Raw genomic sequence first — 20,977 nt, 5'->3', positions numbered from 1 at the left:
GGCATTTTAGCTTGGGCGCGCTCCATCTCTACTGAGCCCGCCCCTTATATTGGAGAAATGACATGCCTTCGTTCGACGTGGTATCCGAACTGGACAAACACGAAGTCACCAACGCCGTCGAGAACGCCGTCAAGGAACTGGACCGTCGCTATGACTTGAAAGGCAAGGGCAGCTTCGAATTCAAGGAAAAAGAGCTGACCGTCAACCTGACCGCTGAAGCCGATTTCCAGCTGGAAGCGATGATCGAGATCCTCAAGCTGTCGCTGGTCAAGCGCAAAATCGACGCGCAATGCCTTGAAATCAAGGACGCCTACGCCTCCGGCAAGTTGATGAAGCAAGAAGCCGTCCTCAAGGAAGGCATCGACAAGGAGCTGGCGAAGAAGATCGTTGCTCACATCAAGGATGCCAAGCTGAAAGTCCAGGCTGCCATCCAGGGTGAGCAGGTTCGCGTCACCGGCAAAAAGCGTGACGACCTGCAAGAGGCCATCGCGGCCCTGCGCGCCAAGACCTTCGACATGCCGCTGCAGTTCAATAACTTCCGCGACTGATGGCACTTTGGGGAACCTGTGGGCGTTTTTGACGTCCCACGCCCCAGAACCTGCGCCGACGATTGAGCCCTACGGGGCTCAATTGCATTTATGGCCGAACATCCGGTAAACAGGAGAATGTAGATGGATTTGAATGCTGAAGTGGATCACCTGATCAAGACCTCAGAGTCGTGGATCCCGATGATCATGGAATACGGCAGCCGTTTTTTGCTGGCGGTGCTCACCCTGGCCATCGGTTGGTGGCTGATCAACGTGTTGACCCACCGAGTGGGGCGTTTGTTGGCATTGCGTAATGCCGACCTGGCGCTGCAACACTTCATCACCAGCCTGGCGAACATTGCGCTCAAGGTCATGCTGGTGGTCAACGTGGCCTCGATGATCGGCGTCGCCACCACTTCGTTCGTGGCCGCGATCGGTGCTGCTACCCTGGCCATCGGCTTGGCATTGCAAGGCAGCCTGGCGAACTTCGCTGGCGGCGTGCTGATTCTGTTGTTCCGTCCGTTCCGCATTGGTGACTGGATCGAAGCCCAGGGCACTTCCGGCACCGTCGACAGCATCCAGATCTTCCACACCGTGCTGCGTACCGGTGACAACAAGACCGTGATCATCCCCAACGGCAGCTTGTCCAACGGCCTCATCACCAACACCAACCGTCAGCCGACCCGCAAGGTGGTGTTTGACGTGGGTGTCGACTATGAAGCTGACCTGCAGAAAGCCCGTGAAGTGTTGCTGGAACTGGCCAAAGACCCGCGTGTACTGGCAGACCCGGCGGCTGTTGCAGTGGTGTCGACCTTGGGTGATAGTTCGATCACTGTTTCCCTGCGGTGCTGGACCAAGACCGCAGATTATTGGGACGTGGTGTTCATTTTGAACGAACTTGCACGTGACCGTTTGAAAGCAGCGGGGATTGATATTCCGTTTCCGCAGCGAGTAATTCGCGTGATGCAGGAAACAGCTGCCAAGTAATGACCATTAACTGCCTTGAACTTGGCCGTTAGGTCAGGTTCAGGACGCCGCTGTTAATGTCGTTAGTTAGCTTGCTAGTTATTTTGTTGCTGAAACATTAAAGCCATAAAAAAGCCGCTCCCTTGTTAAACAAGAGAGCGGCTTTTTGTTTAAGGCGAAAGCCTTAAGTCATCGCTGTAATAAAACGGTCAATTACAGGATGTTCAGCGGGTATTGCGCGATCAGACGCAGTTCGTCGATCGACGACGAACCGTAGTACACGCCATCAGACGAACGATAGGTCGCTTGACGTACACGCAGGCTCAGGTCTTTGGCTGGGCCGCTCTGGATCACGTATTTGGCTTCGATGTCGCGTTCCCACTCTTTGCCGTTCGAGGTGGTGGCGGTGTTGGCGCCGCTACCGGTCACGTAACGAGTCATGAAGCTCAGGCCAGGAATGCCGAAGGTGGCCATGTTGATGTCATAACGCGCCTGGTAGGACTTTTCGCCTTCGGCGTTGAAGTCGGAACGGGCGATGGAGTTGGCCAGGAACACTGTGCCGCCGCCGTCTACGCCGTAGCCGTAGTCGCCGTCGCCGGTAACCTTCTGGGCTGCCAGGGTGAAGGTGTGTGCACCGATGGTGTACGCACCCTGCAAGCTGAACGCACGGTTATCGAGCTTGGTACGTTCTGCGAACGGCAGAGCGCTGTCTTTGGAAGCACGTTGCAGGCCTTCGCCTTCGCTCTTGGTGTCGTAGATGTTGAAGTCCAAGGCAAACGACTGGTCGTCGCTGATCGCGTGGGTCCAGTTCAGGTTGCTGTAGTACTTACGGAAATAATCTTCAGTTTTCGCGTAGTACAGGCTACCGGTGAACTCAGGAGTGAAGGAGTAGACGCCACCGACGAAGTCGGTTTTGGTCAGGCCCAGGCTGTCATGGTAGGTCTGGTTTTGCGCGACGCTGGAAGTGAAGTGACCGCCTTCAAGCTTCAGGCCCTTGATCTCGCTGCTGGTGATCGAGATACCCTGCGGCAGCTCTGGCAGCAAACGGCTGTCGTCTGAAGCGAATACTGGGGCTGTGGTGTATTGGTCGCCAATTTTCAGCACAGTATCGGAGATACGGAATTTAACCGCGCCGCCGCCTTTGGAGTAGTCATCTTGCGAGCGACCGTCGGAGCCGGTTGGGAACAGACCAGTTCCAGCGCGACCCTTGCCGCTGTCGAGCTTGACGCCCAGCAGGCCGATCACGTCAACACCGACACCGATGGTGCCTTGGGTGAAGCCCGAAGAGTACAGGGCGTTGAAGCCCAGGCCGGATTCTTCGGCACGGCTCTGAGAGTCCGGGCCCGACGGGTTGTTACGGAAGTCGCGGCTGAAGTACAGGGCGCGAGTATTAATGCTGAAAGTGCTGTCTTCAACAAAGCCTTTGGAATCGCTTTGGGCGGACGCCATTGCGAACTGCGTAGTGCCTGCTGAAACAGCCAGGGCGATCATGCTCCACTTCATCACGCGCATCGTGATTTGCTCCTTTGGTTTTAGGAAGAGTACTGCCGTCCCACCTATATTTTTGTCTGGGCGGCTCTTTCTTTTTGTGTCGGCGCAAAGTTATATCACGCTGACAATATTGGCGATACTTGCCCAACTTTCCTTTCAGCTTCTTTACGAGCTTGTCGTAGATTGCTATATCCATGTCGCAAATTCACAGCCTCACTGTAACGAGGCTGACAACTTCAATACTGTTTCCAAACCGTTAAAAGAGCGCAAAAAACGTTACTTTCCAAGTTTGAAATCTTCCTTGGCGTGCATTGAACCGCTGCTGTTTTTCATCGCGAAACACCTGCTTCCCTTCCGGTGCCTTTGCCGACGATAAAGGGATGAATGCAGCAAGCGTGCCTAAACCGTAGATCGAATGTCATTTTTTCGTGAAAAACGTTACCGCTTCGTGAAAACCGCATAAGCACGGGGTTTTTACGCCGTTTGGTTTGGCCTTGAAGCCTGGTCTCTGTGCCTGTGGTGTGGTGCATAAATCCTGTATCCGGGAAAAACGTTACCCGTTCACCCCAGTCAGTGGGTAATCGGCGGATCTCTTTGAGGCGCAATTGGGTCATTTTGGTGCATGCCCTCTGATGCCTCAGTGTTCCGGTGATGGCTCAATGCCTTGTTTTCTGAGGCCTCTGCATCGCGGTTCTCGTCGCAATGTTTTGATCAACGCTTAGCTGATCACTGAAGGATTGGTCATTGAGCGTAGTCGAAAAATCCGTTTGGCTCGAAATGGTGCGTTTTTTTTCGCCACGCCTTGCCTGTGCGCGTATGGCCGACGTGAAGCAACAGCGATTCGCAGGTATGCTGGCGCCTTGAACCTGACCTGCCGAACGGAGTGCCCGCGGTGTTCGCTTTAGACCAACGCCTTCAACAAGACACACTGGTCATCGGGGATTTCCCCCTGTGCCGCCTGCTGCTGTCCAATGACTCGAACTACCCCTGGTTCATCCTGGTACCGCGTATCAACGGTATCAGCGAAGTGTTTCAACTGGATGTCGTCGACCAGCAGCGCCTGTGGCAAGAAACCACCGCCTTGGCCCAGTTGCTGAATGAAGGCTTGTCCGCCGACAAGATGAACATCGGCGCCCTGGGCAACGTGGTCAGCCAGTTGCACGTGCATGTGATCGTGCGCAAACGTGATGATGCCGCCTGGCCTGCGCCGGTATGGGGCAAACACCCGGCGCAGCCTTATACCGATGAACACGTGGCCGCCATTCGTGCTCGTCTGCGCGAGCTGTTGCCCGCCGACTTCGTCTTTACCCAGGGTTGAATCATGGATCTGCAAGACCGCGTCAACGATCTGGAAAGCCGCCTGGCCTTCCAGGACGACACCATCGAGACCCTCAACGACATCCTCGTCACCCAGCAGCGGGCCGTCGAGCGCCTGCAACTGCAGATGACCGCGTTGCTCAAGCGCCAGGAAGAAATGGGCGGTCAGTTCGAAACGTCTGAAGAAGAAGCGCCGCCGCCTCACTATTAATAGGCGCGCATAAAAAAACCGCGATCCAGCCAGGCTGGGTCGCGGTTTTTTTTGCTGCGAAGGCGGGTATCAGCGACGCGGCAGTGCAGCGATCACGTCTTCGGCCTGCAGGCCTTTGTCGCGATTCATAACGGAGAATTCCACACGCTGGCCTTCCACCAGAACGCGATGGCCTTCGCCGCGAATGGCCCGGAAGTGGACGAAGATATCGTCGCCCGAATCACGGGAAATAAAGCCGAAGCCTTTGGAGGTGTTGAACCACTTGACGGTACCGGTATCCCGATTGGTCATGTCGTAGGTTTGCGACGAGGCCGCAGGGGACGAACGGTAGAAGCTGATGGCCAGGTGAAGAACAATGGCGACCACAGCAATCACCAGGCTGAGCAGGATGGCCGGGTGGCCGCCGACTTCAGGCATGGGTGCCAGTAGGGTGAGGGTTTGTACGACAACAGTCAGTACCAACAGCGCGCTGACCAGGTTTTGCAGTTGATGACGCGTGCCTTTGTTCCAGTAAGGGATCACCGGTGCCAGCGTCAGGTTAAGAAGGCCGAACAAGGCCAGGTACAGAGCGTCGTGTTGTTCCAGATACGGCAGGCTTTCAGGCTGCAGGGTCGGGATAAAGGACAGCAGCAAAGCTGCAACGCCCGTTAGCAGGTGGACGATTTTCAACATTTTGATTAACTCACGTTAAGACGGATCACAAGGAGGAGCTGACTGGCACGGTTCGCTTCTGAACAATGGGAGGCGTTGGGCACGTGCGCGGGGTATCAGCCTATGCCGCTGCCGCAGAAAGTAACGGCGACGACACGCCGCCTATTTAACAGCAAAGGCTGTGCCTACTCAAATCAAGCATTTCGAGGTGTTGCAAGGGCGACGGCATTTCTGCGTCAAACGCTTGTCCTAGACACGTGCGGGCTTTTCAAGCGGCCTTCTGGGAGATTTCCTACATGGGCCCAAGGCTTAGACTGTGTCGTTTTCACAGGCCGGGGCGGGGCGAATTGCCGCGCCGGGCTGCGCATCACCGGCACACTTGCTAGAGTGGACCTGCACCTGATCAATGAATGCTTGTCAATTGAAGGGGATAAACATGGCAATCGATATCGGTATCAGTGAAGAAGATCGCAAATCCATCGTCGACGGGCTTTCGCGACTGCTTTCCGATACCTATGTACTGTACCTGAAGACCCACAACTTCCATTGGAACGTCACGGGCCCTATGTTCCGCACGTTGCACCTGATGTTCGAAGAGCAATACAACGAGCTGGCGCTGGCGGTGGACTCTATTGCCGAGCGTATCCGTGCATTGGGTTTCCCGGCGCCGGGTGCCTACTCGGTCTACGCGCGTCTTTCTTCCATCAAGGAAGAAGAAGGCGTGCCGAATGCTGAAGACATGATCAAACAACTGGTAGAAGGCCAGGAAGCGGTCACGCGCACCGCGCGCGGCATCTTCCCGCTGCTCGACAAGGTCAGCGATGAGCCGACGGCCGACCTGTTGACCCAGCGCATGCAGGTTCACGAGAAAACCGCGTGGATGCTGCGTTCCCTGCTCGAAAATAAGTAAACAACTGCCCTTGGCGGCGCCTTCCCGGCGCCGCTCGCTTGTTTCCGCGCATTTCCTGGCGTTGTCCTACGCCTATCAACGTCGCGTCTTCTGGCTGCTGCACTCTGCCTGCGGTTTTATAAGGCCATTGCCTAATGGGATATCCCATGGGCGGCTGTTTGGCAATGGAGTGTCAGGTGTATGTCACGTGGAGTGGGTAATGGAATCATGGAAACCAGTGGTTTTCATAAAATAAAGGTCGACCCCTTTGCAAAAGGGTTCGACATGGGGCTGGCCAAGCCATTGTCCCGGTCGGTAAGGCTCAACGGGTTTTCCACGTGCCTGCGGCTGGAGCAGATCTATTGGAATATCCTCACGGAAATTGCCAGGATCAACGCCTGTTCGGTCAGTGCGTTGCTGTCCTATGTGGATCGGGAAGTGCACTTGCGTCATGGCGGGGTGAAGAACTTCAGTGGGTTGGTCAGGGTGGTGTGTGTGGTTCACGCCTTGAAAGAGCGTGTTCAACCTTCTTAGCCACCGGGCTTCGGGGTCAGCCTTCCTTTGAGGCGGGCAAGGCCCCGGGGCAGAAAGCCGGCTGCGCTGCCTCGATTTACCAGATATAATCTCGCGCTTTGCTGCGCGTGCCGGGGTTGTTCCGGAGCAGGCGTGGCGCAGTAACGTTCTGATCGCCGAGACATCGCCATGCCCATGTACGACTATCAATGTGCTTCCTGTGGTCATCAGTTGGAAGCCATTCAGAAGATCAGCGCCGCGCCGCTGGTCGATTGCCCGGCCTGCCAAGCGCCGGAGCTCAAGAAAATGTTGTCCATGCCAGGCTTCCGCCTGAGTGGCAGCGGCTGGTACGAGACCGATTTCAAGACCGGCTCGAAGAAGAACCTGGCGGGCGGCGACAAAGCAGACTGAGTTGAACTCTACGCGCAGGCTCCTGCATTATCCGTCCCCTGCTTTAATGTACGGTGACGAGGCAAGCCTCCACCGAATTACGAATTACGAGAAGTGAAACCACGACCATGATGCGCAGCCACTATTGCGGCCAACTGAACGAGACCCTGGAAGGTCAGGAAATCACCCTTTGCGGATGGGTTCACCGTCGCCGCGACCACGGCGGGGTGATCTTCCTCGACATCCGTGATCGTGATGGTCTGGCCCAGGTGGTGTTCGACCCGGATCGCGCCGAAAGCTTCGCCGCTGCCGACCGCGTGCGCAGCGAATACGTCGTGAAGATCACCGGCAAGGTTCGCCTGCGTCCGGAAGGCGCCGTGAACAAGAACATGGCCTCCGGCGGCATCGAAGTGCTGGGCTACGAGCTGGAAGTGCTGAACGAGTCGGAAACCCCGCCGTTCCCACTCAACGAATACTCCGACGTCGGCGAAGAAACCCGCCTGCGCTATCGCTTCCTGGACCTGCGTCGTCCGGAAATGGCCGAGAAGCTGCGCCTGCGTTCGCGCATGACCACCAGCATCCGCCGCTTCCTCGACGAAAACGGCTTCCTGGACGTTGAAACCCCGATCCTGACCCGGGCCACCCCGGAAGGCGCGCGTGACTACCTGGTGCCAAGCCGTACCCACGCGGGTTCGTTCTTCGCCCTGCCGCAGTCGCCGCAGCTGTTCAAGCAACTGCTGATGGTGGCCGGCTTCGACCGTTACTACCAGATCGCCAAGTGCTTCCGTGACGAAGACCTGCGCGCCGACCGCCAGCCGGAATTCACCCAGATCGACATCGAGACCAGCTTCCTCGATGAAAAAGAGATCATGGGCCTGACCGAGCAGATGATCCGCAACCTGTTCAAGGAAGTGCTGGACCTGGAATTCGGCGACTTCCCGCACATGACCTTCGAAGAAGCCATGCGCCGCTACGGTTCCGATAAGCCAGACCTGCGTAACCCGCTGGAACTGGTGGACGTGGCCGACCAACTCAAGGAAGTCGACTTCAAGGTGTTCAGCGGCCCGGCCAACGACCCTAAGTGCCGCATCGCCGCCCTGCGCGTGCCTGGCGGCGCGAGCATGCCGCGCAAACAGATCGACGACTACACCAAGTTCGTCGGCATCTACGGTGCCAAGGGCCTGGCGTACATCAAGGTCAACGAGCGCGCCAACGGTGTTGAAGGACTGCAATCGCCGATCGTTAAAAACATCCCGCTGGACAACCTGAACGCGATCCTCGATCGCGTCGGTGCAGTCGACGGCGACATCGTGTTCTTCGGCGCCGACAAGGCCAAGATCGTCAGCGAAGCTCTGGGCGCGCTGCGGATCAAGCTGGGTCACGACCTGAACCTGCTGACCTGTGAATGGGCCCCGATGTGGGTCGTTGACTTCCCGATGTTCGAAGAGAACGACGACGGCAGCTTCAGCGCCTTGCACCACCCGTTCACCGCGCCGAAGTGCTCGCCGGCTGAGCTGGAAGCCAACCCGGCAGGCGCTTTGTCCCGCGCCTACGACATGGTGCTCAACGGCACTGAGCTGGGTGGCGGTTCGATCCGTATCCACCGTAAAGAGATGCAACAAGCGGTGTTCCGCCTGTTGGGCATCAACGAAGCGGAACAGGAAGAGAAATTCGGCTTCCTGCTCGACGCCCTGAAATACGGCGCACCGCCGCACGGTGGCCTGGCGTTCGGCCTGGACCGTCTGGTGATGCTGATGACCGGCGCCCAGTCGATCCGTGAAGTGATCGCCTTCCCGAAAACCCAGAGCGCTGCGGACGTCATGACCCAGGCGCCAGGTGTGGTGGATGCCAAGGCATTGCGCGAACTGCACATCCGCCTGCGCGAGACGCCTAAGGCTGAGTAAGGCTGCTGCGTGAAAGCGCACTGAGGTTTACGCAGTCTAAAAAGGCGCATCTTCGGATGCGCCTTTGCGTTAAAGGACTATTCCTCGCCTGGGGCGGGGGTGATCAAGGTTTCTACAGAATTTCGGAGTTGTGTTATGGCTGGCCATTCCAAGTGGGCGAACATCAAGCACCGCAAAGAGCGTCAGGATGCCAAGAAAGGCAAGATCTTCACCAAGTGGATTCGCGAGCTGACCGTCGCCGCCCGCCAGGGCGGTGGTGACCCCGGCTCCAACCCGCGCCTGCGCTTGGCGTTGGACAAGGCGCTGGGCGCCAACATGAGCCGCGACATCATCGACCGCGCCGTGGCCCGTGGCGCTGGTGCTGCCGACACCGACGACATGGTCGAGCTGAGCTACGAAGGCTACGGCCCGGGCGGCGTGGCGGTGATGGTCGAGTGCATGACCGACAACCGCAACCGCACCGCGGCAGCGGTACGTCATGCGTTCAGCAAGTGCGGTGGCAACCTCGGCACCGACGGTTCGGTGGCTTACCTGTTCGAGCGCAAGGGGCAGATCACCTTTGCACCCGGCACGGATGAAGATGCGCTGATGGAGGCCGCGATGGAGGCGGATGCCGACGACGTGGTGACCAACGAAGACGGCTCCATCGACGTGTTCACCTCGTTCGCCAGCTTCTACGCCGTGCGCAATGCGCTGGAAGCCGCTGGCTTCAAAGGCACCGACGCGGAGATCGTGATGCTGCCGACCACCAGCGCCGAGCTGGACCTGGACGGTGCGCAGAAAGTGCTGAAGATGCTGGATATGCTGGAAGATTTGGATGATGTGCAGAATGTGTATTCCAACGCGGATATCCCGGAAGAAGTCGCTGCACAGCTAGTCTGAAGGATGACGTAGTTCAAACTGTGGGAGCGGGCTTGCCCGCGAATGCGGTGTGTCAGTCGCTGAAAATGTTGGCTGATCCACCGTCTTCGCGAGCAAGCCCGCTCCCACATTGGATCTTCACGGTGTCAAAAATTGTGTTTACTTAACCCGCAGGCGTTATGACTTTAATCCTAGGTATCGACCCCGGTTCGCGCATCACCGGTTTTGGCGTGGTGCAACAGACCCCGCGCGGCTGTGTCTATGTCGCCTCTGGCTGCATCCGCACCGGCGCGGGCGAGTTGGCCGAGCGCCTGCAGATCGTCTATCGCGGCGTGCGTGAAGTGATCCAGACCTACGGACCGGTCACCATGGGCATCGAAAAGGTGTTCATGGCAAAAAATGCCGATTCGGCGTTGAAGCTGGGCCAGGCCCGTGGCGCCGCCATCGTGGCTGGAGCGGAGGAGGGCATGGAAATTGCCGAATACACCGCGACCCAGGTCAAGCAGGCCGTGGTCGGTACGGGTGCTGCTAACAAAGAGCAGGTGCAGATGATGGTCATGCACATGCTCAAGCTCACCTCAAAACCGCAGATCGACGCCTCCGACGCCCTGGCCATTGCCATTTGCCACGCGCACACCCGTTCCAGCCTGTTGCCACATGGCCTGGGTACTGCACGCAGTCGTGGCGGTCGCCTGCGTCTCTGATAGCATCAGCGCAATCGAAATTTCCGGTCAGGCCATGCGCTGACCCCACGCTTTAAGGATCTGAACCGTGATTGGACGCTTGCGCGGCACCCTGGCTGAGAAACAGCCGCCGCACCTGATTCTGGATGTAAACGGGCTGGGGTATGAGCTGGAAGTGCCCATGACCACCCTGTATCGCCTACCGTCGGTCGGTGAGCCGATTACGCTGCACACCCACTTGGTGGTGCGCGAAGACGCGCAGCTACTCTATGGTTTCATCGGCAAGCGCGACCGCGACTTTTTCCGCGAACTGATCCGCCTCAACGGCGTGGGTCCGAAACTGGCCCTGGCGTTGATGTCGAGCCTGGAAGTGGATGAGCTGGTGCGCGCCGTTTCGGCCCAGGACACGTCGGCGCTGACCAAGGTGCCGGGTGTCGGCAAGAAGACTGCCGAGCGCCTGCTGGTGGAGCTCAAGGACCGCTTCAAGGCCTGGGAAGTGGTGCCGAGCATGTTCGCCCTGGTGCCGAATCAGCCGGATATGCCGGCTGGCCAGGTTGCCAGCGCCGAAAGCGATGCGGTCAGCGCGCTGATTTCCCTGGGCTATAAGCCGCAGGAAGCCAGCAAGGCCGTGTCGGCCATCAAGGACAAGAACCTGAGCAGTGAAGACATGATCCGCCGCGCCCTGAAGGGAATGATTTAAGTGATTGAAGCTGATCGTCTGATTGCAGCCACTGGCCCGCGCGACCGTGAAGAGGTCCAGGACCGCGCCATCCGCCCCCTGAGCCTGGCCGACTACATCGGCCAGCCCACCGTGCGCGAGCAGATGGAGCTGTTCATCCAGGCTGCGCGTGGGCGCAGTGAATCTTTGGACCACACGCTGATTTTTGGCCCTCCTGGGTTGGGCAAGACCACGTTGGCCAATATCATTGCCCAGGAAATGGGCGTGTCGATCAAGTCCACCTCCGGCCCGGTGCTGGAGCGGCCGGGTGACCTGGCGGCACTGTTGACTAACCTTGAGCCGCACGACGTGCTGTTTATCGACGAGATCCACCGGCTCTCGCCGATCGTCGAGGAAGTGCTGTACCCGGCGATGGAGGACTTCCAGCTCGATATCATGATTGGCGAAGGCCCGGCAGCGCGCTCGATCAAGCTCGACCTGCCACCGTTCACCCTGGTGGGCGCCACCACCCGTGCGGGTATGTTGACCAACCCGTTGCGAGACCGTTTCGGCATTGTTCAACGTCTAGAGTTCTATAGCACGGCAGACCTTGCGACCATCGTCAGCCGTTCGGCGGGCATTCTCGGCTTGCCCCTGGACCCGGAAGGCGCGTTTGAAATCGCCCGTCGGGCCCGCGGTACGCCTCGAATTGCCAACCGTTTGCTGCGCCGCGTGCGCGACTTTGCCGAGGTGCGGGCCAAGGGGCACATCACCAAGGCAGTGGCCGACCTGGCGTTGAACCTGCTGGATGTGGATGAGCATGGCTTCGATCACCAGGATCGACGTCTACTCTTGACCATGATCGAGAAGTTCGACGGCGGCCCGGTGGGGGTCGACAGCCTGGCCGCGGCCATCAGTGAGGAGCGTCATACCATTGAGGATGTGCTGGAGCCGTACTTGATCCAGCAGGGTTACATCATGCGTACCCCGAGGGGGCGAGTCGTCACGCGTCACGCCTATCTGCACTTCGGGTTAAACATTCCGTCACGATTGGGCGAGATGCCTGTAGTAGACGAATTCCTCGATGCAGTAGACGATTAAAAGCTTCACGCCAGACGATTTATCCGAGGTTTGTGCTGTCCTAGTGGCTGGTGTCGTCATTCAGTCACTGGAAATGTTTCGATGGATGAAAAAACAGTTGCCCAGCCGGATTGGCAACCTGAGGAGTAAGCACTAGAGTATGCGCGCGCAAAACGGGGATCAGTCGTTCGCACATCGCTGTCGCGTTTATTACGAGGACACCGATGCGGGCGGCATCGTGTATTACGTCAACTACCTCAAGTTCATGGAGCGGGCTCGAACCGAGCGGCTACGGGAACTGGGCTTTGCCCAGTCCCAGCTGGCAGGGGAGGACCTGTTATTCGTCGTGCATTCCAGCGAGGCGCGGTATCACGCGCCGGCGCGGCTGGACGACGAGTTGTTGGTCAGCGCTGAAGTAATCGAATTGAACCGTGTCAGCCTGCGTTTCAAGCAGCAGGTCAGGCGGGCAACGGATGCAACGCTGCTCTGTGAGGGGCAGTTCCTGGTGGCCTGTGTGCGCACCAATAGTTTGAAACCCCGGGCCATTCCCGAAGCTCTACGTGCGGCCTTTGCCGACGTAAGCGGCGCGGGTAAACAATCAAAGCAGGAGATTTAGCGTGGAACCTACCGTCGTCGACCATTCCTCCATGTGGAGCCTGGTCAGCAATGCCAGTGTTGTGGTTCAACTGGTCATGCTGACCCTGGTAGCCGCATCGGTTACCTCTTGGGTCATGATTTTTCAGCGCAGCAACCTGCTGCGTGCCGGTCGACGTGCCTTGGAGAGCTTTGAAGAGCGCTTCTGGTCGGGTATCGACCTGTCCAAGCTGTACCGCCAGGCGGGCAGCAACCCTGACCCGGATTCTGGCGTTGAGCAGATCTTCCGCGCCGGCTTCAAGGAATTCTCCCGCCTGCGCCAGCAGCCTGGCGTTGACCCGGAAGCGGTCATGGAAGGCGTGGCCCGCGCCATGCGTGTCGCCATTTCCCGCGAAGAAGAGAAGCTTGAGCAAAGCTTGCCGTTTCTTGCCACCGTCGGTTCCGTGAGCCCGTACATCGGCCTGTTCGGTACCGTGTGGGGCATCATGAACTCCTTCCGTGGCCTGGCCCAGGCCCAGCAAGCGACCCTGGCCACCGTGGCTCCGGGTATTGCCGAAGCCCTGATCGCCACCGCGATCGGCCTGTTCGCTGCTATCCCCGCAGTAATTGCCTACAACCGTTTTGCCGCCACCAGCGAAACGTTGATCGGCCGTTACTACACCTTCGCCGACGAATTCCAGGCGATCCTGCACCGTAAAGTGCACACCAGCGAAGAATAAGCAGGTAATTCCCAATGGCTTTAATCGCTCGAGCTCGCAAAAAGCGCAAGCCGGTCGCCGAGATGAACGTAGTGCCTTACATCGACGTGATGCTGGTGCTGCTGGTTATCTTCATGGTGACCGCGCCGATGCTCAATCAGGGCGTGAAGGTTGATTTGCCCAAGGTTTCCAGCGAAGCCTTGCCGCAAGACAACAACACCCAGGTCCTGACCATTTCGATCAAGGCTGACAAGACCTATTACTGGAACCTTGGCAGCGAAGTCGATACCCAAAAACAGCAGGACAAGGCCATGACCTTGCCGCAGATGACCGACGCGGTGACCAAGATCATTCGCTCTGGCAATGAAGGCGGCAAGCACACCCAAGTCTTCATTCGCGGCGACAAAGTGGTCGACTATGGCTCCGTCATGGGCGCCATGGGCGGACTGCAGAAGGCCGGCGTGGGTAACGTTGGCTTGATTACCGAGGCGCCCTGATGCAGCAACAGCGAGAGCCGTCCGCCTCGGAAAGCTTCTTCTGGCCTAGCGTCTGGGCAATTGCCCTGCACGTCCTGGTGTTTGGCATGCTGTTCGTCAGCTTTGCCATGACCCCGGACCTGCCGCCAGCCAAGCCGATCGTGCAGGCGACCCTGTATCAGCTGAAATCGAAAAGTCAGGCCACCACCCAGACCAATCAGAAGATTGCGGGTGAGGCCCAGAAGTCGGCTGCGCGCCAGACTGAAGTCGAACAGATGGAACAGAAGAAGGTCGAGCAGGAAGCGGTGAAGGCTGCTGCGGAACAAAAGAAAGAAGAGGCGGCTCAAAAGGCCGAGGAATCGAAAAAGGCTGACGAAGCGAAGAAAGCGGACGAGGCGAAAAAGGCTGATGAAGCCAAGAAAGCCGAGAAAGCTGCCGAAGCCAAAAAGGCCGAAGAGAAACAATTGGCTGATATAGCCAAGAAGAAGTCTGAAGAAGAAGCCAAGAAGGCTGCTGAAGAAGAGGCCAAGAAAAAGGCCGCTGAAGACGCCAAGAAGAAAATAGTCGAAGACGCGAAGAAGAAAGCCGCCGAAGACGCCAAGAAAAAAGCTGAAGCAGACGAGGCGAAGAAAAAAGTCGCCGACGACGCGAAGAAGAAAGCTGCCGCCGATGCCCAGAAGAAAAAGGCTCAGGAAGCAGCGCGCAAATCCGCCGAAGAGAAAAAGGCCCAGGCCTTGGCAGACTTGCTCTCCGACACGCCGCAGCGTCAGCAAGCCTTGGCCGATGAACGTGGCGATGAAGTTGCGGGCAGTTTCGACGACCTGATTCGGGCGCGGGCAGCAGAGGGTTGGACACGTCCACCTTCGGCACGTAAAGGCATGACAGTAGTGCTGCAGATCGGCATGTTGCCGGACGGTACGGTGACTTCGGTCAGCGTGTCCAAGTCCAGTGGTGACGGTTCGTTCGACAGTTCGGCGGTTGCCGCGGTCAAGAATATTGGCCGGTTGACCGAGATGCAGGGAATGAAACCAAGCGACTTCGCTCCCTATCGTTCATTCAAGATGACATTCACACCTGAGGATCTAGCCTTGTGAGAAACCTTCTTCGAGGAATGCTTGTCGTTATTTGCTGTATGGCAGGGATAGCGGCGGCGGATGAAAAGAACATCCTGGTCACCAGCGGTAGCGATCGGGCCACCCCGATCGCGGTAGTACCGTTCGGTTGGCAAGGCGGCAGCGTGCTGCCGGACGACATGGCCCAGATCGTCAGCGACGACCTGCGCAACTCGGGTTACTACGCACCGATTCCAAAAGGCAACATGATCAGCCAGCCAAACCAGGCCAGCGAAGTCGTGTTCCGTGACTGGAAAGCGGTAGGCGCGCAGTACCTGATGGTCGGCAACATCACGCCGGCCGGTGGTCGTCTGCAAATCACCTACACCTTGTTCAACGTGGCGACCGAGCAGCAGGTTCTGACCGGCAGCGTGTCGGGCACGGCCGAGCAGATCCGCGACATGGCCCACTACATCTCGGACCAGTCGTTTGAAAAACTCACCGGTATCAAGGGTGCTTTCTCGACGCGTCTGCTGTACGTAACGGCTGAACGTTTCTCCGTAGACAACACTCGTTACACTTTGCAGCGTTCGGACTACGACGGTGCGCGGGCTGTGACTTTGCTGCAATCCCGTGAGCCAATCCTGTCGCCGCGCTTCGCGCCGGACGGCAAGCGTATTGCCTACGTGTCCTTCGAACAGAAGCGTCCGCGTATCTTCGTCCAGCACATCGATACTGGCCGTCGTGAGCAGATCACCAACTTTGAAGGCCTCAACGGTGCTCCGGCCTGGTCTCCGGATGGTTCGCGCCTGGCGTTTGTACTGTCCAAAGATGGCAACCCGGATATCTACGTGATGAACATGGCTTCGCGCCAGATCACTCGCGCAACCAGCGGCCCGGGCATCAACACCGAACCGTTCTGGGGCAAGGATGGTTCGACCATCTACTTCACCTCTGACCGCGGCGGCAAGCCACAGGTCTACAAGGCGAACGTGAATGGTGGTGGGGCAGAACGCGTCACCTTTATTGGCAACTACAACGCCAACCCTAAACTTTCGGCCGATGAAAAGACGTTGGTGATGATTCACCGTCAGGATGGTTTCACTAATTTCCGGGTTGCGGCCCAGGATTTGCAGCGCGGAACCGTAAAAATCCTCACAGATACCAACCTTGATGAGTCAGCCACTGTTGCGCCCAACGGCACCATGGTAATCTACGCCACCCGCCAGCAGGGCCGGGGAGTCTTGATGCTCGTGTCCATAAATGGACGCGTAAGGCTCCCACTTCCTACCGCACAAGGCGAAGTCAGAGAACCATCCTGGTCCCCTTACCTGAACTGACGCGGCGCTACAAAAAGAAGTACTTAACACACTGGGGTTCATTAGGAGTTTCACGATGGAAATGCTGAAGTTTGGTAAGTTTGCTGCTCTGGCTCTGGCTCTGTCCGTAGCCGTTGGTTGCTCGTCTAAAGGCGGCGACAATGCCGGTGAAGGCGCAGCTGTTGATCCAAACGCTGGTTACGGCGCTAACACTGGTGCGGTTGACGGCTCCCTGAGCGAAGAAGCTGCTCTGCGCGCTATCACCACTTTCTACTTCGAATACGACAGTTCGGACCTGAAACCAGAGGCCATGCGCGCTCTGGACGTTCACGCGAAGGACCTGAAAGCTAACGGCGCTCGCGTTGTTCTGGAAGGTAACACTGACGAACGTGGTACTCGTGAGTACAACATGGCACTGGGCGAGCGTCGTGCGAAAGCCGTTCAGCGCTACCTGGTACTGCAAGGTGTTGCTCCAGGCCAACTGGAACTGGTTTCCTACGGTAAAGAGCGTCCAGTTGCTACTGGCCACGACGAGCAGTCCTGGGCTCAAAACCGTCGCGTCGAACTGCGTAAGTAATTCGTCATGCGAACGTGCCGTCGTGCTCTAACTGTATTGGCTCTCAGCCTCGCACCGCTTGCGGTGTGGGCTGCGGTTCCTGTGGAAGATAGCAACTCTGGCTATAACAATAGCGGGAGCAGTTATCCGCCAGCAGGTTATGGCACGAACGGCGCCTATGCGGGGGGAGCGGCTACGTCCGCTCCCTCGGCACAGGGCGAACTGTTCAACCAGCTGCAACGCATGCAGGATCAACTGGCGCAGCAACAAGGCACCATTGAAGTGCTGCAAAACCAAGTGAACCAGCTGAAGCAAGAAGGCCTGGAGCGTTACCAGGATCTTGATCGACGCATTGGAGCCGGCGTTCAACCTGCCGCAACTCCTGATAATTCTTCTACCGGTGGCGCGCCAAGCGCTGCTGCCGGTGGTGCAGCAGCAGGGGCGGCTGCCAGCCAAGCCCCTGCCGCGAGCAGCGAACCGGGTGATCCGGCGAAGGAAAAGCTGTATTACGATGCAGCCTTCGACCTGATCAAAGCCAAGGATTTCGATAAGGCCAGCCAGGCCTTTACCGCTTTCCTGCGCAAATACCCGAACAGCCAGTACGCGGGCAATGCCCAATACTGGTTGGGTGAAGTCAACCTGGCCAAGGGTGATCTACAGGGCGCGGGCCAGGCATTTGCCAAGGTCAGCCAGCTCTACCCCAAGCACGCCAAGGTTCCGGATTCACTGTACAAACTCGCTGACGTAGAACGCCGCCTGGGTCATACCGACAAGGTCAAAGGCATTCTGCAGCAGGTTGTGGCCCAGTATCCGGGGACTTCCGCTGCCCAGTTGGCTCAACGGGATCTGCAGCGCTTGTAAGCGATGCAGCCCGTTTAGAAGAAACCCGCGCCTGGCGCGGGTTTTTTCGTTAGAATCCACGCCCTTTTATGAAACACGCTTTTTGGGGCCTGCGCGTTGGCGGGGTTCCTTTAAGTGCCTGACGGAGGCGGACAGCCTGTTTAGCTGTTACGCCCGTGGCGACTATGCAAGACACATTACGTATTACCGAAGTTTTTTACTCGTTGCAGGGTGAAACGCGAACGGCTGGCCTGCCCACAGTATTTGTGCGCCTGACCGGTTGCCCCCTGCGTTGCCAATACTGCGACAGCGCCTACGCCTTCAGTGGCGGCACGGTGCGCACCCTCGATGACATTCTGGAGCAGGTCGCCGGCTACAAGCCGCGCTACGTCTGTGTGACCGGCGGCGAGCCGTTGGCCCAGCCCAATGCCATCCCGTTGCTCAAGCAGCTGTGTGATGCCGGCTACGAGGTTTCCCTGGAGACCAGTGGCGCCCTGGACATCTCCGCGGTCGACCCCCGTGTCAGCCGCGTGGTCGACCTCAAGACCCCCGACTCCAAGGAAGCGCACCGCAACCGCTACGAGAACATCGAGCTGCTGACGGCCAACGACCAGGTCAAGTTCGTCATTTGTTCCCGCGACGACTACGACTGGGCGAATTCCAAGCTGATTCAATACGGGCTGGACCGCCGCGCAGGCGAAGTGCTGTTCTCGCCAAGCCACCATGACCTGAATGCACGCGACCTCGCCGATTGGGTGGTTGCAGACAACCTACCGGTGCGCCTGCAATTGCAGCTGCATAAATACCTTTGGAACGACGAGCCAGGACGCTGATATGACTGAACACACAATGGATCAAAAACGCGCGGTAATCCTGCTATCCGGCGGCCTCGACTCCGCCACCGTGGTGGCCATGGCCCAGGCGCAAGGCTACAGCTGCTACACCATGAGCTTCGACTACGGCCAGCGTCACCGCGCCGAGCTGAATGCCGCCGCGCGTGTCGCCCGTGAGATGGGCGTGGTCGAGCATAAAGTGATTGGCCTGAACCTCAACGGCATCGGTGGCTCCGCGCTGACCGACAGCAGCATCGATGTGCCGGAAGCGCCCAGCGAAGGTATCCCGGTGACCTATGTGCCGGCACGCAACACTGTGTTCCTGTCCCTGGCCCTCGGCTGGGCAGAAGTGCTCGACGCTCGCGACATCTTCATCGGCGTCAACGCAGTGGATTACTCCGGTTACCCGGACTGCCGCCCAGAGTTCGTCGAGTCGTTCGAGCGCATGGCCAACCTCGCGACCAAAGCCGGTGTAGAAGGTCAGGGTTTCCGTATCCTGGCGCCGCTGCAAAACCTGAGCAAGGCCGATATCGTCAAGGCTGGTGTAGGACTTGGCGTAGATTATTCGCTGACTGTTTCCTGCTATCAGGCAGACGATGACGGCCGCGCTTGTGGGAAATGCGACAGCTGCCGACTGCGTGCAGAAGGCTTCCAAGCGGCCGGAATTACTGACCCAACGCGTTATTTCTGATTTATTTCAAATAAGGTGTTGAATAATCCTTAGAAATCAGTATTATACGCGCCACCACACAGCGGGTCGTTAGCTCAGTTGGTAGAGCAGTTGGCTTTTAACCAATTGGTCGTAGGTTCGAATCCCACACGACCCACCATTTTTGGCGGTTTAGAAAATCCGGAAGGCCCACGCAAGTGAGGATTTCCGGGTTTTTTTTTGCCTGTTGGAATACAGAGAAAGCCCCAGGCATACGAAGTGCCTGGGGTTTTTTGTATCCGAGCCATTGTCAGGCTCTGTTCAAAACCAATGGGTCATGATCAGGCTTCAAGGTCATTATTGGGGATGAAAAACAGCTAAAGTCTTTGAATATCCTAGGATTGTCCGACAATCACCCGCATGAAAAACTCTTCATAAACCCCCCGCTCGAACGTTGGTAGCTTCCTCGTCGCTGCCCCACAATTCGAGTCCTAATAATGAATAACAAAACTCTTAAAGGCGCCTTGGCGCTCGCCGTTTCCCTTGCCTCAACCCCGCTGTTCGCCGGTGGTTTCGCGCTCAATGAACAAAGTATCAGTTCAATGGGCACGGGCTATGCCGGTCGTTCCTCATCGGCCGAAGACGCCAGTACCGTGTTCGGCAACCCCGCCGGTATGTCTCGCTTGAAGCAGAATGAAGTCAGTCTCGGTGCGACTTACCTCGATGCCAAAACCGATATCAAGAACGCCAGTTCCTCGCAGTTCGGTGCCGACAACCCAGGCACCAACAAGGGCGATATGGTGCCCGGCATTGCCGTGCCGATGGGCTACCTGGTCACGCCCATCGATGAGCACTGGGCGTTTGGCCTGGGCATCTATGCACCGTTCGGCCTAGTGACTGACTATGAGCACAGCTTCCAGGGCAATGGCTTCGGCAACAAGAGCAAGGTTTCGGTCATCACCGTGCAGCCGACGGTCAGCTATGCCTTCAACGACAAGGTGTCGGTAGGTTTCGGCCCGACCTTCAACCGCATCAGTGGCGAGCTGGATTCCAATGTGCCGCTGGGTGGCGGAGCCGGCGAAAGCGTGAAGGTCAAAGGCGACGACAACGCCACCGGGTTCAACGCCGGTATCCTGGTGCAACCCCTCGAAAGTACGCGTATCGGCGTGACCTACCACTCGCAGGTGGTGTACCACCTCACCGGCAAGACCCACGCCTCCGGGGTGATTTCCGATGCCTTTGACGGTGGCCCGCAGCGTTATGACGCCAGTTTGAACGTGACCACGCCGTCCTCGGTGGATTTCTCGGTCACCCATCAACTGAATGACGACTGGACCCTCTACCTCGGCAGCACCTACACCCGTTGGAGCCAGTTGAAGAAGATCACCATCAACAACGACGGGGTGTCCGACCTTACCGCTCAATTCGGCGGCCTGGGCTCGATCACCGAGCAACAGCACTGGCATGACACCTGGTCCCACGCTATCGGCGCGGCGTATCGGGTCAACAAACAACTGGTACTACGGACCGGTTTCTCGGTGGACCAGACGCCGACTAACAACACCGACCGTTCCGTGCGGATTCCTACGGGGGATCGCACTGTTTTCAGCCTGGGCGCCGGCTGGACGCCCGTCGACAACCTGACGTTCGATGTGGCGTATTCCTACCTCAAGGAGGAGCCGATCAAGGTCCATCAGAACCTTTCCCAGGTAGGGCTGACGTACAATGCCAAGTATGAAAACAGCGCCAATGGGTTCGGTGGATCGGTGACTTACCGGTTCTGATTTTCGCAAAACCGCAAGGAGCCAGCTTTTTGGCA

General features: G+C 57.9%; 24 protein-coding genes and 1 tRNA gene. 23 read left to right on the top strand and 2 right to left on the bottom strand.

Features of this window, described 5'->3' with window-relative positions:
• The first annotated feature begins 62 nt into the window (after positions 1–62).
• Both ACP7EW_RS07660 and ACP7EW_RS07655 read left to right on the top strand, forming a co-directional pair.
• Positions 63–548, top strand: a complete 486-nt coding sequence (locus ACP7EW_RS07660) for a YajQ family cyclic di-GMP-binding protein (protein ID WP_003175814.1) — start codon at positions 63–65, stop codon at positions 546–548.
• 123 nt (positions 549–671) lie between these two features.
• Complete coding sequence (locus ACP7EW_RS07655) at positions 672–1,514, top strand: mechanosensitive ion channel family protein (protein ID WP_426216210.1); 843 nt, start codon at positions 672–674, stop codon at positions 1,512–1,514.
• A 192-nt stretch (positions 1,515–1,706) separates the two neighbouring features.
• Here the strand turns inward: ACP7EW_RS07655 and ACP7EW_RS07650 are convergent, their stop codons facing one another.
• Positions 1,707–3,005: an OprD family porin gene (locus ACP7EW_RS07650; protein ID WP_033898499.1), complete on the bottom strand. Its 1,299-nt coding sequence runs from the start codon at positions 3,003–3,005 to the stop codon at positions 1,707–1,709.
• A gap of 871 nt (positions 3,006–3,876) precedes the next feature.
• On the opposite strand from ACP7EW_RS07650, the gene ACP7EW_RS07645 reads away from it, so the two are divergent.
• Both ACP7EW_RS07645 and ACP7EW_RS07640 read left to right on the top strand, forming a co-directional pair.
• A complete protein-coding gene (locus ACP7EW_RS07645; RefSeq protein ID WP_426216207.1) occupies positions 3,877–4,302 on the top strand; it encodes an HIT domain-containing protein in 426 nt (141 codons plus the stop codon).
• Between the two features lie 3 nt (positions 4,303–4,305).
• Entirely contained in the window at positions 4,306–4,512 is a 207-nt protein-coding gene (locus ACP7EW_RS07640; protein ID WP_010208093.1) for a SlyX family protein, read from the top strand.
• A 69-nt stretch (positions 4,513–4,581) separates the two neighbouring features.
• Here the strand turns inward: ACP7EW_RS07640 and ACP7EW_RS07635 are convergent, their stop codons facing one another.
• Positions 4,582–5,184 carry a cold-shock protein gene (locus ACP7EW_RS07635; protein WP_033898496.1) on the bottom strand — a complete coding sequence of 201 codons (603 nt, stop codon included), beginning with the start codon at positions 5,182–5,184 and terminating at the stop codon, positions 4,582–4,584.
• 415 nt (positions 5,185–5,599) lie between these two features.
• Between ACP7EW_RS07635 and ACP7EW_RS07630 the strand changes: the two genes are divergently transcribed.
• The 19 genes from ACP7EW_RS07630 to ACP7EW_RS07540 all read left to right on the top strand — a co-directional run bounded on the left by ACP7EW_RS07630 (position 5,600) and on the right by ACP7EW_RS07540 (position 20,942).
• Positions 5,600–6,073: a Dps family protein gene (locus ACP7EW_RS07630; RefSeq protein ID WP_033898494.1), complete on the top strand. Its 474-nt coding sequence runs from the start codon at positions 5,600–5,602 to the stop codon at positions 6,071–6,073.
• A gap of 180 nt (positions 6,074–6,253) precedes the next feature.
• Positions 6,254–6,586: a ribbon-helix-helix domain-containing protein gene (locus tag ACP7EW_RS07625; protein WP_033898493.1), complete on the top strand. Its 333-nt coding sequence runs from the start codon at positions 6,254–6,256 to the stop codon at positions 6,584–6,586.
• 168 nt (positions 6,587–6,754) lie between these two features.
• A complete protein-coding gene (locus tag ACP7EW_RS07620) occupies positions 6,755–6,976 on the top strand; it encodes an FmdB family zinc ribbon protein (protein WP_010208103.1) in 222 nt (73 codons plus the stop codon).
• 107 nt (positions 6,977–7,083) lie between these two features.
• Positions 7,084–8,859 carry an aspartate--tRNA ligase gene (aspS, locus tag ACP7EW_RS07615; RefSeq protein WP_033898492.1) on the top strand — a complete coding sequence of 592 codons (1,776 nt, stop codon included), beginning with the start codon at positions 7,084–7,086 and terminating at the stop codon, positions 8,857–8,859.
• A 135-nt stretch (positions 8,860–8,994) separates the two neighbouring features.
• The gene (locus ACP7EW_RS07610) at positions 8,995–9,741 is read left to right on the top strand and encodes a YebC/PmpR family DNA-binding transcriptional regulator (protein ID WP_314531074.1); all 747 of its coding nucleotides are present in this window, start codon (positions 8,995–8,997) and stop codon (positions 9,739–9,741) included.
• 158 nt (positions 9,742–9,899) lie between these two features.
• Positions 9,900–10,424 (top strand): crossover junction endodeoxyribonuclease RuvC, encoded by a 525-nt coding sequence (gene ruvC / locus ACP7EW_RS07605; RefSeq protein ID WP_016975450.1) that lies wholly within the window; start codon positions 9,900–9,902, stop codon positions 10,422–10,424.
• Between the two features lie 67 nt (positions 10,425–10,491).
• On the top strand, positions 10,492–11,103 hold the full coding sequence (ruvA, locus tag ACP7EW_RS07600) for a Holliday junction branch migration protein RuvA (protein ID WP_003175802.1): 612 nt from the start codon (positions 10,492–10,494) through the stop codon (positions 11,101–11,103).
• Positions 11,104–12,162, top strand: coding sequence for a Holliday junction branch migration DNA helicase RuvB (gene ruvB / locus ACP7EW_RS07595; protein WP_015885611.1), 1,059 nt, complete (start codon positions 11,104–11,106; stop codon positions 12,160–12,162).
• A gap of 139 nt (positions 12,163–12,301) precedes the next feature.
• A complete protein-coding gene (gene ybgC, locus ACP7EW_RS07590; protein WP_015885610.1) occupies positions 12,302–12,757 on the top strand; it encodes a tol-pal system-associated acyl-CoA thioesterase in 456 nt (151 codons plus the stop codon).
• Position 12,758: 1 nt separating this feature from the next.
• Positions 12,759–13,454: a protein TolQ gene (tolQ, locus tag ACP7EW_RS07585; RefSeq protein ID WP_015885609.1), complete on the top strand. Its 696-nt coding sequence runs from the start codon at positions 12,759–12,761 to the stop codon at positions 13,452–13,454.
• A 23-nt stretch (positions 13,455–13,477) separates the two neighbouring features.
• Positions 13,478–13,930 carry a protein TolR gene (gene tolR, locus ACP7EW_RS07580; RefSeq protein ID WP_161630238.1) on the top strand — a complete coding sequence of 151 codons (453 nt, stop codon included), beginning with the start codon at positions 13,478–13,480 and terminating at the stop codon, positions 13,928–13,930.
• Positions 13,930–15,003 carry a cell envelope integrity protein TolA gene (gene tolA / locus ACP7EW_RS07575; RefSeq protein ID WP_033898485.1) on the top strand — a complete coding sequence of 358 codons (1,074 nt, stop codon included), beginning with the start codon at positions 13,930–13,932 and terminating at the stop codon, positions 15,001–15,003. Before tolR ends, tolA begins: the two co-directional genes overlap by 1 nt.
• A 17-nt stretch (positions 15,004–15,020) precedes the next feature.
• Positions 15,021–16,301, top strand: coding sequence for a Tol-Pal system beta propeller repeat protein TolB (gene tolB / locus ACP7EW_RS07570; protein WP_033898484.1), 1,281 nt, complete (start codon positions 15,021–15,023; stop codon positions 16,299–16,301).
• A gap of 55 nt (positions 16,302–16,356) precedes the next feature.
• On the top strand, positions 16,357–16,857 hold the full coding sequence (gene pal, locus ACP7EW_RS07565) for a peptidoglycan-associated lipoprotein Pal (protein ID WP_003209827.1): 501 nt from the start codon (positions 16,357–16,359) through the stop codon (positions 16,855–16,857).
• A 6-nt stretch (positions 16,858–16,863) separates the two neighbouring features.
• Positions 16,864–17,697, top strand: a complete 834-nt coding sequence (ybgF, locus tag ACP7EW_RS07560) for a tol-pal system protein YbgF (RefSeq protein ID WP_025854758.1) — start codon at positions 16,864–16,866, stop codon at positions 17,695–17,697.
• A 164-nt stretch (positions 17,698–17,861) separates the two neighbouring features.
• The gene (gene queE / locus ACP7EW_RS07555) at positions 17,862–18,509 is read left to right on the top strand and encodes a 7-carboxy-7-deazaguanine synthase QueE (protein WP_010208116.1); all 648 of its coding nucleotides are present in this window, start codon (positions 17,862–17,864) and stop codon (positions 18,507–18,509) included.
• Between the two features lie 16 nt (positions 18,510–18,525).
• Positions 18,526–19,200 carry a 7-cyano-7-deazaguanine synthase QueC gene (queC, locus tag ACP7EW_RS07550; protein WP_426216408.1) on the top strand — a complete coding sequence of 225 codons (675 nt, stop codon included), beginning with the start codon at positions 18,526–18,528 and terminating at the stop codon, positions 19,198–19,200.
• Positions 19,201–19,263: 63 nt separating this feature from the next.
• Positions 19,264–19,339, top strand: a tRNA-Lys gene (locus tag ACP7EW_RS07545).
• Positions 19,340–19,655: 316 nt separating this feature from the next.
• Positions 19,656–20,942, top strand: coding sequence for an OmpP1/FadL family transporter (locus ACP7EW_RS07540; RefSeq protein ID WP_426216204.1), 1,287 nt, complete (start codon positions 19,656–19,658; stop codon positions 20,940–20,942).
• The last annotated feature ends 35 nt before the right edge of the window (positions 20,943–20,977 follow it).

Origin of the sequence: Pseudomonas sp. DWRC2-2 (assembly GCF_049897885.1) — a bacterium.
Taxonomy (GTDB): domain Bacteria; phylum Pseudomonadota; class Gammaproteobacteria; order Pseudomonadales; family Pseudomonadaceae; genus Aquipseudomonas; species Aquipseudomonas azotoformans_A.
Note: the sequence above shows the minus strand (reverse complement) of the source record. Positions and strands in the feature narration are given on the sequence as shown.

Coding starts and splice junctions, on each gene's coding strand:
- ACP7EW_RS07660 (WP_003175814.1), top strand. CDS start 63: ATGCCTTCGTTCGACGTGGTATCCGAACTGGACAAACACGAAGTCACC.
- ACP7EW_RS07655 (WP_426216210.1), top strand. CDS start 672: ATGGATTTGAATGCTGAAGTGGATCACCTGATCAAGACCTCAGAGTCG.
- ACP7EW_RS07650 (WP_033898499.1), bottom strand. CDS start 3,005: ATGCGCGTGATGAAGTGGAGCATGATCGCCCTGGCTGTTTCAGCAGGC.
- ACP7EW_RS07640 (WP_010208093.1), top strand. CDS start 4,306: ATGGATCTGCAAGACCGCGTCAACGATCTGGAAAGCCGCCTGGCCTTC.
- ACP7EW_RS07635 (WP_033898496.1), bottom strand. CDS start 5,184: ATGTTGAAAATCGTCCACCTGCTAACGGGCGTTGCAGCTTTGCTGCTG.
- ACP7EW_RS07630 (WP_033898494.1), top strand. CDS start 5,600: ATGGCAATCGATATCGGTATCAGTGAAGAAGATCGCAAATCCATCGTC.
- ACP7EW_RS07625 (WP_033898493.1), top strand. CDS start 6,254: ATGTCACGTGGAGTGGGTAATGGAATCATGGAAACCAGTGGTTTTCAT.
- ACP7EW_RS07620 (WP_010208103.1), top strand. CDS start 6,755: ATGCCCATGTACGACTATCAATGTGCTTCCTGTGGTCATCAGTTGGAA.
- aspS (WP_033898492.1), top strand. CDS start 7,084: ATGATGCGCAGCCACTATTGCGGCCAACTGAACGAGACCCTGGAAGGT.
- ACP7EW_RS07610 (WP_314531074.1), top strand. CDS start 8,995: ATGGCTGGCCATTCCAAGTGGGCGAACATCAAGCACCGCAAAGAGCGT.
- ruvC (WP_016975450.1), top strand. CDS start 9,900: ATGACTTTAATCCTAGGTATCGACCCCGGTTCGCGCATCACCGGTTTT.
- ybgC (WP_015885610.1), top strand. CDS start 12,302: ATGCGCGCGCAAAACGGGGATCAGTCGTTCGCACATCGCTGTCGCGTT.
- tolA (WP_033898485.1), top strand. CDS start 13,930: ATGCAGCAACAGCGAGAGCCGTCCGCCTCGGAAAGCTTCTTCTGGCCT.
- tolB (WP_033898484.1), top strand. CDS start 15,021: ATGCTTGTCGTTATTTGCTGTATGGCAGGGATAGCGGCGGCGGATGAA.
- pal (WP_003209827.1), top strand. CDS start 16,357: ATGGAAATGCTGAAGTTTGGTAAGTTTGCTGCTCTGGCTCTGGCTCTG.
- ybgF (WP_025854758.1), top strand. CDS start 16,864: ATGCGAACGTGCCGTCGTGCTCTAACTGTATTGGCTCTCAGCCTCGCA.
- queE (WP_010208116.1), top strand. CDS start 17,862: ATGCAAGACACATTACGTATTACCGAAGTTTTTTACTCGTTGCAGGGT.
- queC (WP_426216408.1), top strand. CDS start 18,526: ATGGATCAAAAACGCGCGGTAATCCTGCTATCCGGCGGCCTCGACTCC.
- ACP7EW_RS07540 (WP_426216204.1), top strand. CDS start 19,656: ATGAATAACAAAACTCTTAAAGGCGCCTTGGCGCTCGCCGTTTCCCTT.